The organism is Bradyrhizobium sp. 62 (genome assembly GCF_023073035.1).
GTDB lineage: Bacteria > Pseudomonadota > Alphaproteobacteria > Rhizobiales > Xanthobacteraceae > Bradyrhizobium.
Genome location: NZ_JADPIT010000014.1, coordinates 217,848 through 231,400, shown reverse-complemented (window position 1 = coordinate 231,400; position 13,553 = coordinate 217,848). Strand labels below are relative to the sequence as shown.

The 13,553-nt window shown below is 64.9% G+C and carries 13 protein-coding genes; 6 read left to right on the top strand and 7 right to left on the bottom strand.

The window, feature by feature from the left end; all coding sequences use genetic code 11:
• The first annotated feature begins 241 nt into the window (after positions 1 to 241).
• Positions 242 to 1,210, top strand: a complete 969-nt coding sequence (locus tag IVB47_RS09670; protein ID WP_247461227.1) for a YiiX/YebB-like N1pC/P60 family cysteine hydrolase — start codon at positions 242 to 244, stop codon at positions 1,208 to 1,210.
• Between the two features lie 134 nt (positions 1,211 to 1,344).
• Here the strand turns inward: IVB47_RS09670 and IVB47_RS09665 are convergent, their stop codons facing one another.
• Positions 1,345 to 1,620, bottom strand: coding sequence for a metal-sensitive transcriptional regulator (locus IVB47_RS09665; protein ID WP_007598521.1), 276 nt, complete (start codon positions 1,618 to 1,620; stop codon positions 1,345 to 1,347).
• Positions 1,621 to 1,670: 50 nt separating this feature from the next.
• Here IVB47_RS09665 and IVB47_RS09660 point away from each other — a divergent pair, with 50 nt between their 5' ends.
• Positions 1,671 to 4,106 (top strand): heavy metal translocating P-type ATPase, encoded by a 2,436-nt coding sequence (locus IVB47_RS09660; RefSeq protein ID WP_247461225.1) that lies wholly within the window; start codon positions 1,671 to 1,673, stop codon positions 4,104 to 4,106.
• A gap of 51 nt (positions 4,107 to 4,157) precedes the next feature.
• On the top strand, positions 4,158 to 4,604 hold the full coding sequence (gene nikR, locus IVB47_RS09655) for a nickel-responsive transcriptional regulator NikR (RefSeq protein WP_247285069.1): 447 nt from the start codon (positions 4,158 to 4,160) through the stop codon (positions 4,602 to 4,604).
• A gap of 71 nt (positions 4,605 to 4,675) precedes the next feature.
• Here the strand turns inward: nikR and IVB47_RS09650 are convergent, their stop codons facing one another.
• Positions 4,676 to 5,620: a hydroxymethylglutaryl-CoA lyase gene (locus tag IVB47_RS09650; RefSeq protein ID WP_247461224.1), complete on the bottom strand. Its 945-nt coding sequence runs from the start codon at positions 5,618 to 5,620 to the stop codon at positions 4,676 to 4,678.
• Positions 5,617 to 6,810: a CoA transferase gene (locus tag IVB47_RS09645; protein WP_247461222.1), complete on the bottom strand. Its 1,194-nt coding sequence runs from the start codon at positions 6,808 to 6,810 to the stop codon at positions 5,617 to 5,619. Before IVB47_RS09645 ends, IVB47_RS09650 begins: the two co-directional genes overlap by 4 nt.
• Positions 6,811 to 7,002: 192 nt before the next feature.
• On the opposite strand from IVB47_RS09645, the gene IVB47_RS09640 reads away from it, so the two are divergent.
• Positions 7,003 to 7,743, top strand: a complete 741-nt coding sequence (locus IVB47_RS09640) for a sulfate transporter family protein (protein WP_247285066.1) — start codon at positions 7,003 to 7,005, stop codon at positions 7,741 to 7,743.
• 6 nt (positions 7,744 to 7,749) lie between these two features.
• On the opposite strand, the gene IVB47_RS09635 is transcribed toward IVB47_RS09640, so the two are convergent.
• The 3 genes from IVB47_RS09635 to nth are packed head-to-tail and all read right to left on the bottom strand — an operon-like array spanning position 7,750 to position 11,288.
• Positions 7,750 to 9,378 carry an MFS transporter gene (locus tag IVB47_RS09635; RefSeq protein ID WP_247461221.1) on the bottom strand — a complete coding sequence of 543 codons (1,629 nt, stop codon included), beginning with the start codon at positions 9,376 to 9,378 and terminating at the stop codon, positions 7,750 to 7,752.
• The gene (locus tag IVB47_RS09630) at positions 9,365 to 10,501 is read right to left on the bottom strand and encodes an HlyD family secretion protein (RefSeq protein WP_247461219.1); all 1,137 of its coding nucleotides are present in this window, start codon (positions 10,499 to 10,501) and stop codon (positions 9,365 to 9,367) included. The genes IVB47_RS09635 and IVB47_RS09630 overlap by 14 nt, the downstream gene beginning before the upstream one ends.
• Before the next feature lie 34 nt (positions 10,502 to 10,535).
• Complete coding sequence (nth, locus tag IVB47_RS09625; RefSeq protein ID WP_247357383.1) at positions 10,536 to 11,288, bottom strand: endonuclease III; 753 nt, start codon at positions 11,286 to 11,288, stop codon at positions 10,536 to 10,538.
• Positions 11,289 to 11,310: 22 nt separating this feature from the next.
• Between nth and IVB47_RS09620 the strand changes: the two genes are divergently transcribed.
• Together IVB47_RS09620 and IVB47_RS09615 are read left to right on the top strand one after the other, a co-directional pair.
• Positions 11,311 to 11,844, top strand: a complete 534-nt coding sequence (locus tag IVB47_RS09620) for a DUF2244 domain-containing protein (RefSeq protein WP_247429366.1) — start codon at positions 11,311 to 11,313, stop codon at positions 11,842 to 11,844.
• Between the two features lie 56 nt (positions 11,845 to 11,900).
• Entirely contained in the window at positions 11,901 to 12,797 is an 897-nt protein-coding gene (locus IVB47_RS09615) for a bifunctional helix-turn-helix domain-containing protein/methylated-DNA--[protein]-cysteine S-methyltransferase (protein WP_027566209.1), read from the top strand.
• Positions 12,798 to 12,890: 93 nt separating this feature from the next.
• On the opposite strand, the gene IVB47_RS09610 is transcribed toward IVB47_RS09615, so the two are convergent.
• Positions 12,891 to 13,514 (bottom strand): 2,3-bisphosphoglycerate-dependent phosphoglycerate mutase, encoded by a 624-nt coding sequence (locus tag IVB47_RS09610; RefSeq protein ID WP_007598504.1) that lies wholly within the window; start codon positions 13,512 to 13,514, stop codon positions 12,891 to 12,893.
• Between the last annotated feature and the right edge of the window lie 39 nt (positions 13,515 to 13,553).

Sequence of the window (13,553 nt, the reverse complement as noted above, 5' to 3'; positions counted from 1 at the left end):
CGGCAAGGCCCGCCGATGCCGATAGGAACCTGCGGCGCGTGATTGTCATGGCATGGTTTCCGGAGACTTGCAGCAAACGGGAACAGCTAGCGAACCTTGCCGTATCTGATGTTGCGCGGCAACCATCATGGTGAATCAATCGTGCTTGATGTCACAGAGCGATGAACCGAATTGCAACACGTTCAGACCATGGTAGAGAAGAGAAAAAGACGGCCGGAAAAGGCCGTGGGGGAGTTTTGAAATGGGGACGGTCCTTGATTCAGTCGGCAAGCTGATTGCCGCGTACCTCTCGAAGGAGGTGCCGGGCTATGAGCCGTTCACGCCGAGCGACCCCGAGCATCTGCGCGGCGTCATCGAGCCGGGTGACGTGCTGCTGGTCGAGGGCAACAACCGCATCTCGGGCATCATCAAATATCTGACGCAGTCGACCTGGTCCCACGGCGCCCTCTATGTCGGCCCGATCGAGGGCGCGGAAGAGCCCGACGGCGAGCCGCACGTGCTGATCGAGGCCAATATCGGCGAAGGCGTCACCTCCGCGCCGCTGTCGAAATATTTCCCCTATCACACCCGCGTCTGCCGCCCGGTCGGGCTGTCTTATGAGGACCGCACCACGGTCTGCCGCTATGCGATCAACCGCATCGGCTTCGGCTACGACACCAAGAACATCGTCGACCTGATGCGCTTTCTGTTTCCGCTGCCGATCCCGCAGCGCTGGCGGCGCCGCATGATCTCGATCGGCTCGGGCGATCCCACCAAGATCATCTGCTCGGCCCTAATCGCGCAGGCGTTCGACGCCGTGCGCTATCCGATCCTGCCGAAGATCACCAAGGCCGGCAGCCGTGCTGCCCGCCGCGAGATCCTGCACATCCGCGATTCCTCGCTCTACATGCCCCGCGACTTCGACATCTCGCCCTATTTCGAAGTCGTCAAACCCACCATCGTGCACGGCTTCGACTACACCGCCTTGCACTGGGCCGACAAGCAGAAGCCGCTCGAGGAGGTAGCCGGCACCTTCGGTGTGTTTCCAGAAACGTTCAGTGCGCCGCCGCTCGTTCCTGAAGCGATTGACGAAGAGGCGCCGGTTCCGGCTGAAGAAGTGATGCGTGAGGCGGCCGCGGAGATGAGCGTTGCCTTCTCCGAGCATTTTGTGCTGCTGAACGATCTCGCAAAGTACCGCGCGCAGGGACACGCGTTGGAGATGGCGGCTTAGCCGTCCCTCCAAGCTCGCATTGCGAGCGAAGCGAAGCAATCCAGGCCATTGCGAGCGCAGCGAAGCAATCCAGACCGTCTCTGCCCGAACAGTCTGGATTGCTTCGTCGCTACGCTCCTCGCAATGACGGCGACCTACCGCTCCGCCCGCCCAATCACCGCCATCAGCTCTGCGATCTTCTCGCGCTGATCGGCCTTGTCGCCGCTCGCGATCGCATGCTCGACGCAATGGGCGACGTGATCTTTCAAAACCTCTTCCTCTACCCGGCGCAGCGCGGCGCGCACCGCCGAGATCTGCGTGACGATGTCGATGCAATAGCGGTCTTCCTCGACCATTTTCGAGAGGCCGCGAACCTGCCCCTCGATCCGGCCGAGACGTTTTCCGACGGATGCCTTGATGTCCTTGCGCATGCGGACTATATACCCCCCCAGGGTATAACTTGCAAGGCCGGAGCGTGGCAATGAACGACGCCGAACACGAGCACCATCACAAGCCGGAAACACATTCCGGATGCGGCTGTTCCAGTAAAGTTGCCTCGGTCGACAAGCCCGCCGCTGCCTCCTGCTGCGGCGCGCACGGCGATCACGCGCATGACCACGGCGCCGCGGCAAAAGTCCGCGATCCCGTCTGCGGCATGACCGTCGATCCCGCGACGTCCAAGCACCGGTTCGACCATCAGGGCGCGACCTTCCATTTCTGCTCGGCCGGCTGCCGCACCAAATTCGCCGAGGATCCCGCAAAGTACCTCGCCAAGGACAAGACGCCCGAGCCCGAGATGCCGGCGGGCACGATCTACACCTGCCCGATGCATCCGCAGATCCGCCAGGCCGGGCCCGGAAGCTGTCCGATCTGCGGCATGGCGCTGGAGCCGGAAGTGGCGAGCCTGGAGACCGGCCCCAATCCCGAGCTTGCCGACATGACGCGGCGGTTCTGGATCGGCGGCGCGCTGGCTTTGCCGGCAGTGGTGCTGGAGATGGGCGGCCATCTCGCGGGCCCGCACAACTGGATCGATGCGACGCTGTCGAACTGGATCCAGCTCGTCTTCGCCACGCCTGTGGTGCTGTGGGCCGGCTGGCCGTTCTTCCTCCGCGGCTGGCAGTCGCTGCTGACGCGCAACCTCAACATGTTCACGCTGATCGCGATGGGCACGGGCGTTGCCTATGTCTACAGCCTGATCGGCACCATCGCGCCGCAGATTTTTCCGGCCACCTTCCGCGGCCATGAAGGCGCGGTCGCGGTTTATTTTGAGGCCGCGGCGGTCATCACCGTGCTGGTGCTGCTAGGGCAGGTGCTGGAGCTGCGCGCACGCGACGCGACCTCGGGTGCGATCAAGGCGCTGCTGCAGCTCGCCCCGAAGACCGCGCGCCGCGTCGATGCTGACGGCAGCGAGCACGAGGTCGAGATCGACGCACTTCATGCCGGTGACCGCCTGCGCGTGCGTCCGGGCGAGAAAGTGCCGGTCGACGGCGTCATTCTGGAAGGCCGTTCCTCGCTCGACGAGTCGCTCGTCACAGGCGAATCCATGCCGGTCACCAAGGAGACCGGCGCGAAGGTGATCGCCGGCACGCTCAACCAGTCCGGCAGCTTCATCATGCGCGCCGACAAGGTAGGCCGTGAGACGCTGCTGTCGCAGATCGTGCAGATGGTCGCGGACGCGCAGCGCTCGCGCGCGCCGATCCAGCGTCTCGCCGACCAGGTCGCGGGCTGGTTCGTGCCGATGGTGATTGCGGTCGCGGTCGCTGCCTTCGCGGCCTGGGCCTGGTTCGGGCCGGAGCCGCGGCTGGCCTTCGGCCTCGTCGCCGCCGTCAGCGTGCTGATCATCGCCTGCCCCTGCGCGCTTGGCCTGGCGACCCCGATGTCGATCATGGTCGGCGTCGGCCGCGGCGCGCAAGCAGGCGTCCTGATCAAGAACGCCGAGGCGCTGGAGCGGATGGAGAAGATCGACACGCTGGTGGTCGACAAGACCGGCACGCTGACCGAGGGCAAGCCGAAGGTGGTCGCGATCGTGCCGGCGGCCGGCTTTGCGGAAGACGACGTCCTCCGCATGGCCGCCAGCGTCGAGCGCGCCAGCGAGCATCCTCTGGCCGACGCGATCATGCGCGCGGCGAAGGAGAAGCAGCTCGCGCTGGGCCAGGTCGAGCAATTCGATTCGCCGACCGGCAAAGGCGCGACCGGCAAGGTCGATGGCAAAACCATCGTGCTCGGCAATGCCCGATATCTGACGTCGATCGGCGTCGACACCAAAACCCTCGATGGCGAGGCCGAACGGCTGCGCGGCGATGGCGCGACCGTGATCAACATGGCCGTCGACGGCCGGCTTGCCGGCCTGTTCGCGATCGCCGATCCGGTCAAGGCTTCGACCCCGGAGGCGCTGAAGGCACTGGCGGCCGAGGGCATCAAGGTCATCATGCTGACCGGCGACAACCGCACCACGGCGGAAGCCGTGGCGCGCAGGCTCGGCATCGCCGATGTCGAGGCCGAGGTGCTGCCGGACCAGAAGAGCGCGGTGGTGACGAAGCTGCAGAAGGCCGGCCGCAGCGTCGCGATGGCCGGTGACGGCGTCAACGACGCGCCGGCGCTGGCCGCTGCCGAAGTCGGCATCGCCATGGGCACCGGCACTGATGTGGCGATGGAGAGCGCTGGCGTCACGCTGCTGAAGGGCGATCTCACCGGCATCGTGCGGGCGCGAAAACTGTCGCAGGCGACGATGAGCAACATCCGGCAAAACCTGTTCTTCGCCTTCATCTACAACGCCGCAGGCATTCCGATCGCGGCCGGCATCCTCTATCCAACTTTCGGCGTGCTGCTGTCGCCGATCATCGCCGCGGCCGCGATGGCGCTGTCCTCGGTCAGCGTGGTCGGGAACGCGCTGCGACTGCGGGCAACGCGGCTGTGAGCGTCGCGGAATCCGTGTAAAATGGCATCGAGCTTGGGAGGGAGCATCTTGATGCAGCGAATTACGATCACGATCGAAGACGATCTGCTGGCAGAGATCGACGCTGCGGCGGAAGCGCGCGGCTACCAGAACCGCTCCGAGATCATCCGCGATCTCGCGCGCGCCGGCTTGCAACAGAGCAGCGAGGACACCGCACAGGCCGGGCCCTGCGTCGCCGGTCTCGTCTATGTCTACGACCACGCCGCCCGCGATCTCTCAAAACGCCTGGTGCAGGAATTCCATGGTCACCACGACCTCGCGCTGGCGACGCTGCACGTCCATCTCGACGACAACAATTGCATGGAGATGACGGCACTGCGCGGCGACGCCTCCGAGGTCAGACATTTCGCCGACCACATCATCGCCGAACGCGGCGTGCGTTATGGCCGTGTGGTGATGATTCCGACGGGGGACGGTAAGCAGGCGAAGGCGCGGAAGCAGGCGCACCGGCATGAGTAGATTTGCCGAATAGACGGTGCGTTCCCCTCTCCCCTTGTGGGAGAGAAGGGAAGAGCATTCCGCTTGCGGATTTAAGCTGCCTTCGCATTCCCACCCGGCAACCCGGCCCGCGCGATGCCGCCATACAGCGTTTCGTTCGGCATCTCCTCGCGCAGGATCCTGCGCACCGTGATCAGTTTCTCCAAATCGATGCCGGTCGGAAAACCCTTGCTCTCGCACAGGAACACGAGATCCTCGAACACGACATTGCCGGTCGCACCGGGCGCGAAGGGGCAGCCGCCGAGGCCGCCGAGCGAGCCGTCGAGGATTCGCGCGCCTTCGTCGAGCGCGGCGGCCGCGTTCGCGATGCCCATGCCGCGGGTGTCGTGGAGATGGATGCAGATCGGCTTTGACCCTGCAAGCTTCACGGCGGCGCGCGTCAGCTCCGCCACCTGCTTCGGCCCGGCATAACCGACGGTGTCGGCGATGCCGACGAAATCGACACCAGCCTCCAGGCATTTGTCGACCAGCCGCAGCACCTCCGCAGGGTCAACCGCCCCGGTGATCGAGCAGCCCAGCGCCATCGAGATCGCCGCGTTGACGAGCGGCTTGTGGCTGGTGGCATCGCGCATCTCGCACAGGCGTTTCAGATTGGCGATCGCGGACTCGCGCGAGCGGTGCGCATTGGCCTGGCTGTGCTCTTCCGTTGCCGAGACCACCGAGGCGATCTCGCCGACGCCGGATTCCAGCGCCTCGTTGACGCCGCGCTCGTTGAGCGCAAGCGCGATGCCATGCGCGCCGGGCAATGAAGCGACGGTCGCGACGACATTACGAACATCGACGAATTGCGGAAACGTCTTTGCCGGCAGGAACGAGCCGACCTCGAAATGCCGCACGCCGGCGGCATATTCCTCGCGCACCCATCGCTGCTTGGCGTCGGTCGACGGAATTTTCTTCACGAGCTGGAGCCCGTCGCGCAGGCCGACTTCGCGCAGGCTGACGCGCTCTGCGGGGTAAATCTCCTGAATCCGGCTCATCCGCGCCTCCCTGTTGTTTTTGACGTGACGTCTTCGCTTTCGGTGTCGATCTCGGCGCGAACGGCGGCCGTGTCGGCGCCGAGCGGCGCGACCTTCAGGCCTTCGCCGATATGGCTGCCGTTCCATTCGATCGGCAGCGCCGGCACCCGGAACGGCTTGCCGTCGGCGGTCACATTGTTGACGAGCCCACCCGGCCGTAACACATGCGGATCGGTGAAGAGATCCTCGGGCCGGTTGATCGGCGAGAAGCAGATGTTGAGCGCATCGAGCCTCTGCGACAGTCTTGCCACGTCCCATTGCCTGATGATCCCGGCGGCGCGCGGAATGATCCGCCCGCGCGCCAGGATGCGATCGGTCGTGGTGCGCAAGGCGGGATCATCGAGGAATTCAGTCAGGCCGAACTCGCGGCAAAAGCTCTGCCAATGGCCTTCAGTGACGACGCCGATGAAGATGCGCTCGCCGCCGGCGGTCTCGAAGATGTCGTAGATCGGCCAGGCATGCTCGCGCTCCGGCATCGAGCGCGGCTTGTTGCCGGTCATCTCGTATTCGACCATGTGCTGGGCAACCAGGAACAGGCAGTTCTCGAACAGGCCGATGCGGATGTCGGCGCCATCGCGTTTTCCACCGCGCTTCTGATAGAGCGCCGCGAGGATCGCGATCACGCCGAACATGCCGCCCATGATGTCGTTGGCGGACGAGCCGACGCGCTGCGGCTTTTCGCTGGTGCCGGTCATGGCGGCAAGGCCCGCCATCATCTGCACGACCTCGTCGAGCGCGGGGCGGTGCTCGTAGGGACCCGAGAGAAAACCCTTGTGGCCGGCGATGATCAGCTCTGGATGCCGGCGGCGCAGTTCGTCGGCGCCAAGCCCCTGCTTCTCGAGCTGGCCGTCGCGAAAATTCTCAAGGAACACGTCGGCCGTCGCCAGCAGCCGGTGCATGGTGTCGCGATCCTCAGGCTTCTCGAAATCCAGCACCACGCTGCGCTTGCCGCGGTTGAACAACGGGAAGAAGGCGGTGCCCATGCCCCCCAGGCTTCGGGTCTTGTCGCCCGCGGGCGGCTCGACCTTGATCACGTCGGCTCCGAGTTGTGCCAGGATCATGCCGCAGGTCGGGCCCATGACCATGTGGGTCATCTCGACGACGCGGACGCCTGCAAGCGGCAATCCGGCCGCCGATTCTTCCATCGCCATAAGAGCCTATTCCTTTGCGCGGCTGGTTCCGCGTGTTGTCAAGCGGGTTGGTGAAGCAACGGTCTTGCCGAATTCATCGTGGCTTCGTTGATGCCAGCGGTCAATCCGGCCATAAGCGGTGCCGCCGATCTCCCTTGCCGAAGTGGCCCGGGGTGTCTACGTCTCGCGGGTGATGTCGTGAGAGGAACTCCCATGCTGGATGCCGCCGTCAAGGCGCTGTCGCAAATGATTTCGCCGCCGATGCGCTCGATCCTGTGGCGGTCGATCGGCGTCGCACTGGTGCTGATCATCGTGCTGGCGATCGGCTTGCAGCGGCTCCTGAGCTGGTTTGCGACCTATGGCGAGGCCTGGCTGGAGGGCCTGCTCGGTCCGGGCTGGCACGCATCGCTCGAGGTGCTGTCCTGGATCATTTCGATCGCCGCGGGCCTCGGCGTCGTGTTCGGGGCTGTGTTCCTGATGCCCGCGATTACCTCGGTGGTGGCGAGCCTGTTCGTGGACGACGTCGCCGACATCGTCGAGCGCGAGCACTATCCGGCCGAGCGGCCGGGCGTCGCGCTGCCGTTCAGCCAGGCGATCTACGAGGGTGTCAAGACCGCGCTGCTGACGATCCTGGTCTACCTGATCGCCTTGCCGCTGGTGCTTTTCGCGGGCGCCGGTTTCCTGGTCTTCTTCCTCGCCACGGCCTGGCTGCTCGGCCGCGAATATTTCGAGCTCGCGGCGATGCGGTTTCGCTCGCCGGAAGAAGCCAAGGCGATGCGGCGCGACAATGCCGCAACCATCTTCACCGCGGGCCTGTTCATCGCAGCCTTCGTCTCAATCCCGATCGTGAACCTGGCGACGCCGATCTTCGCCATGGCCTTCATGGTCCACATGCACAAGCGGCTCTCAGGCCCGCGGCCAGAGCTGATCGAGCCGGCGCGACAGATGCGGTGACGGCGTCTACGTCAGCGACAGCCCGCATTTGCGCAACAGCATCCTGGCGAAGCCGAACGGCGCTGGCGTGAACGGGCCGGGCGGCGCACGGGTGACCAGCGCGACGACGCCGAGCGCGGCCATCGCCACCCAGAAGCACAGCCAGAAGCCGTCGATATAGGCGAGCACATTGGCCTCGCGCTGAACCAAGCCCGCGAGCGTGCCGACCGCGCGGGCCTGGGCCGAACCCGCACCATGGGCCGCAAAATGGTCGGCGAGCTGTTTCAGCATGCGGACCACGTCGACGTCACCGACGCCGAGATTCTGGCCGAGATAGAAGGAATGAATCTGCTCGCGGACGCGCAGCCACGTCCCCATCAACGCCACGCCAATCTCGGCGCCGCCGAGCCGCATGATCTGGATATAGGCAGCAAACGAGGTGGCACGGCTCGGATCGGAATTGGACAGCAGTGTGATGATCAGCGGCAGCAAGGTCAGCGACTGCCCGATGGCCTGGAGCAGCACGATGCCGGCGAAATCCTCGCGCGCCCATTCATGGCTGAGCTGCGTGCCCCAGAGATTGGCGGCGGCGAAGCAGGCAAATCCCACGACCACCACCGTCCGCGTATCGAAATGCCGCAGCAGCCAGATCGAAAGCGGCACCAGCACGAACATCGGCAACGCGCCGTAGGTAAGCAGCAGCAAGCCACTCTGCTCCGGCCTGAGCAGGGCGATGGTGGCGAGGAAATTCGGCACCAGCGACGCGTTGGAGAGGCTGGTCAGCGTATAGAGCAGGATCAGGACCAGCCCGAGACCGATATTGCGCGAGAACAGCACGTTGATATGCGCCCATGGCTGTCGCACCAGGGCCTCGTTGACGAGGAAGCCCGCGACCAGCACCGCGCCGGCAATGATCAACGCCATCACCGTTCCCGACCCGAGCCAGTCCAGCCGGTTGCCCTGGTCGAGCCCGGCGTAGATCATCGAAACGCCGGCACCGAGCAGCAGCATGCCGCCCCAATCGGCCTCGCGCAGCAAAGCGCGATTCACCGGCTCGTTCGGCGTGCCCCAATAAACCATCAGGCCCATCAGGGGCGCGATCACGACGCTTTGCCAGTACAGCCATTGCCAGCCGAGATGATCGACATAGAAGCCGACCAGCGAGCTCGAGGTATCCAGCGCGAAGCCGACGCGGATCGAATAGATCGAGATCGCCGGGAGCCACCAGCGGATCGGCAAATTGCGGAACACGATCATCAGCGTCGCCGGCACGAAGGTGCCCAGCAAGAGGCCATGCACGACGCTGAGCGCGAGCAATGTCGGATAATCGTGCACGAACGGAATGATCAGCGAGACCGCGGCATAGACGAGGCTGGGGATGCCCAGCACGCGGCGCAGGCCGAATACGGTGGCAAGCCAGGCCACCGCGGGCGCGATGAAGATCTGCGAGCCGATGCCCGCCGTGGAGAGCCATGCGCCTTCGTCGAACGAAAGCGAGAACGCGCCGCGCAGGTCCGGCAGGCCAATCGTGGTCAGGCGGCTGTCGAAATTGGCGAGGAACGAGCCGAGCAGCACTGCCGCCACCGCAAACAGCGGCTGCGGGGCGACGCCGCCGCGCGAGAGCGGTCCGCGGCTGGAATCGTCATTTTCCGCCATTACCGGCCTTGGTGTCGATGCTGGTGACGACCGACATGCCCGGCACCAGCCGCGCCAGCAGCGGCTGGTTGTCGTCGAACTGGATGCGCACGGGAATGCGCTGCACGACTTTGGTGAAATTGCCTGTTGCGTTGTCCGGCGGCAGCAGCGCGACCTGCGCGCCGGTTGCGGGCGCAATGCGCTCCACCCGGCCGCGCAGCTTCTCACGCGGGAAACTATCGACGGTGATCTCGACCGGCTGGCCCGGTGCGACGTGGGTAAGCTGGGTCTCCTTGTAGTTCGCGATCACGTAGACCTTCGGCAACGGCACGACGTTGATGAGGTTGGTGCCGATGTTGACGTAGTCGCCGGGTTGGACCTGCCGCTCGCCGACGACGCCGTCGAACGGCGCCGATATCTTGGTGTAGCCGAGCTTGAGCTTCGCACTTGCCAGTGTTGCCTTGGTCGCTTCGAGATCGGCGGCGCGCTGCTTCCTGGTGCCTTGCAGCACCTCGAGCTGGTGCTGCTGGGCCGCGATCACGGCGCGGCTCGCGCGCACGTCGGCCTGCGCCTTGGCGTAGCCTGCGACCGCCTGTTCGAACCGCTGCCGCGTACCGGATTCGGTCTGCGATAGGGACTGCTGACGCTCCTGCTCCTGCCGCGCCTCGACCTCCACGGCTTCGGCCGAGAGCCGCGCGGCTTGCGCCTGCGCGATCGTCGCATATTGCAGCTCGATCTGGTTGGCCAGATTGTCGAGCACGGCTTGCGCGGCGGCGACCGCCGCTTCGGACTGCGCGACCTGCGCCTGATAGTCGGCAGGATCGATCTGGATCAGGAGATCGCCGGCCTTGACGCGCTGGAAATCGGTGACCCCGACGCTCAGCACTTCGCCGGAGACGCGACTGGCGAGCCGCGTCAGCTCGGCGCGCACATAGGCGTCGTTGGTGGTCTGCACCACCGAATTGCCGACCCATTCGTCGAAGCGCTGCGTTGCCAGCGCGACGAAGCCGAGCGCGACGATCACCGCGAACAGCGGAATCGCGAGCCGGCTCCACAGCGAACTCGCCGGTCGCTGCGTTGACTTCGGTGTCGGCGCCGGTGTGGCAGCAGGTGTCGACGACGGGATTTGTTCCTGCTGACTCACGATAGACTCCAAACCACTTTCCCGAACGCCAGTCTCAGACCGTCTTTTCCGGCCACCTACAGAGATCGTTGATCAGGCATACCTCGCAGCGCGGCTTGCGCGCGAGGCAAGTATAGCGGCCATGCAGGATCAGCCAATGATGGGCATGCAGCATGAACTCGGCCGGGATCACCTTTTCGAGACCGAGCTCGACCTCCAGTGGCGTCTTGCCAGGCGCGAGGCCGGTCCGGTTGCCGACGCGGAAGACATGCGTGTCGACCGCCATGGTGTGCTCGCCGAAGGCCATGTTGAGCACGACATTGGCGGTCTTGCGCCCGGCACCCGGCAACGACTCGATGCCGGCGCGCGTACGCGGCACCTCGCCGCCGAACTCGCTGAGCAGCTTCGCCGACAGCCCGATCACGTTCTTCGCCTTGGTGCGGTAGAGGCCGATGGTCTTGATGTACTCGCGCAGGCGTTCCTCGCCGAGGTCGAGCATCTTCTGCGGCGTGTCGGCGATCGCAAACAACGCACGCGTCGCCTTGTTGACCCCAGCATCGGTCGCCTGCGCCGACAGCACCACGGCGACCAGCAGCGTGAACGGATTGACGTGCTCGAGCTCGCCTTTCGGCTCCGGGTTGGCCTTGCGGAAACGGCTGAAGGCCTCGTGGACCTCGGGCGGCGTCCAGGGCTTCAGGGCCTTAAGCGATTTCTTCGCGGGTCCGTTCGGTTTGGCCGCGACCGGCTTTGCCTTTTTCTTCGGCACGGACGTTTTACGCGGGACCGGCTTGCGGGTGATTTTCGCCATGATCGGGATATACTGAGGGACGATGACCACAGGCAACGAAATTGAGCGCGAACGATCCGGAAGCGAGGCCGAGCCTCAGATCTTTTCCGCGCGCCTGACGCCGCACCGCTCGCTGAACCGCACCGGCTTCCTCGCCGTGATGCTGTTCCTGAGCGCCGTCAGCTTCGTCACTGGCCTCGTCTTCCTGATGATGGGCGCGTGGCCGGTGTTCGGCTTCTTCGGCCTCGATGTGCTGGTGATCTGGTGGGCCTTCAAGGCCAATTTCCGCGCGGCGCGGGCCAGCGAGGAGATCGTGGTCACGCCATCTGAATTGCGCGTGCGGCGCGTCAGCCAGCACGGCCAGGTGGTCGAGTGGACCTTCAACCCACTCTGGGTCCGTCTCGACATGGAAATCGACGAGGATTTTGGCATCGAGCACCTCTATCTGATCTCGCGAGGTCACCAGATCCAGATCGCCCGCTTCCTGGGACCGGACGAAAAGGCAAGTTTTTACAAAGGCTTGGTTGAGGCGTTAAATGCCGCCCGGCGCGGCCCGACCTACAATCCGGTCACCTGATTTGCGGATCGGAAATCGGGTGGTTTCGCACCCTGCCCTCTCCTAAATTTGCGGTCATGATGACACTCGCGATACATGACCAGCGCCTGGCCGGGCCGGGCACCCAGAACGCCGCGATGCGCGACTATGATTCCGTGCGCCGGGCGATCGCCTTCATCTCCGAAAACTGGCGCGCACAGCCGACCATCGAGGCGATGGCGGATGCGGCCGGCGTCACGCCGGACGAGCTGCACCATCTGTTCCGCCGCTGGGCCTCGATCACGCCGAAGGCTTTTATGCAGGCGCTCACGCTCGATCACGCCAAGGGCTTGCTGCGGGATTCCGCCAGCATCCTCGACGCCGCGCTTGATTCCGGTCTGTCGGGTCCGGGCCGGCTGCACGATCTCTTCGTCACCCATGAGGCGATGTCGCCGGGCGAATGGAAGAACGGCGGCGCGGGGCTCATCCTGCGCTACGGCTTCCATCACTCGCCGTTCGGCACCGCGATCGTGATCGCGACCGATCGCGGATTGTCGGGACTCGCCTTCGCCGATCCCGGTGAGGAACAGGTGGCGCTCGCCGACATGACGCGGCGATGGCGGAACGCAACTTACGTCGAGGATCACGAAGGCACCGCGCCATTGGCGCAGCGCATCTTCGACACGAAACTGTGGCGGCCGGATCAGCCGCTGCGCGTGGTGATGATCGGCACCGATTTCGAGGTGCGAGTGTGGGAAACGTTGCTGAAGATCCCGATGGGCCGCGCGGTGTCCTATTCGGACATCGCCTGCAACATCAACAGCCCGAAAGCCTCACGCGCCGTCGGCGCTGCCGTCGGCAAGAACCCGGTGTCGTTCGTCGTGCCCTGTCATCGCGCGCTCGGCAAGAGCGGCACGCTCACCGGCTACCACTGGGGCATCACCCGCAAGCAGGCGATGCTGGGCTGGGAGGCCGGGCAGCTCGGGATGCAGTAATAGTTGCTACGCGTAAACTGCCCCACATCGTCGTCCTGGCGAAGGCCAGGACGACGCCCAGTGTTTGGCCGGCTCCGCCGCGCGCGAACGTCTTTAACCCGCCAGATCCAGCTTCGACGCCACCGTCGAATCCGCATTGAGGCGGTAGATGATCGGCACGCCGGTGGCGAGCTCGCGCTTCAAAATGCCTTCGGGCGAGAGCTTTTCCAGCACCATGATCAGCGCGCGCAGGGAGTTGCCGTGGGCGGCGACCAGCGTGCGCTTGCCGTTGAGCACGCCGGGCAGGATCTCCTGCACGTAATACGGCAGCGCGCGCGCGAGCGTGTCCTTCAGGCTTTCGCCGCCGGGCGGCGGCACGTCGTAGGAGCGGCGCCAGATCAACACCTGGTCCTCGCCCCATTTCTTGCGGGCGTCGTCCTTGTTGAGGCCTGAAAGATCGCCATAGTCGCGCTCGTTCAGCGCAAGGTTCTTCGTCGTCGGCAGGCCCTTCTGATCGAGCTCGCCGAGAATGAGATCGAGCGTGTGCTGTGCGCGCGTCAACACCGAGGTGTAGGCAACGTCGAACACGAGGCCCTGCGCCTTCAGCTTGCGGCCGGCTTCCGAGGCTTCCTTCACGCCGAGTTCGGTGAGGTCAGGATCCTTCCAGCCCGTGAACAGGTTCTTCAGATTCCATTCGCTCTGGCCGTGCCGCACCAGCACGAGAAGACGTTCGCTCATTGACTGCTTTCCGTTTCGTTCGTTGGCTAAGCATGATCG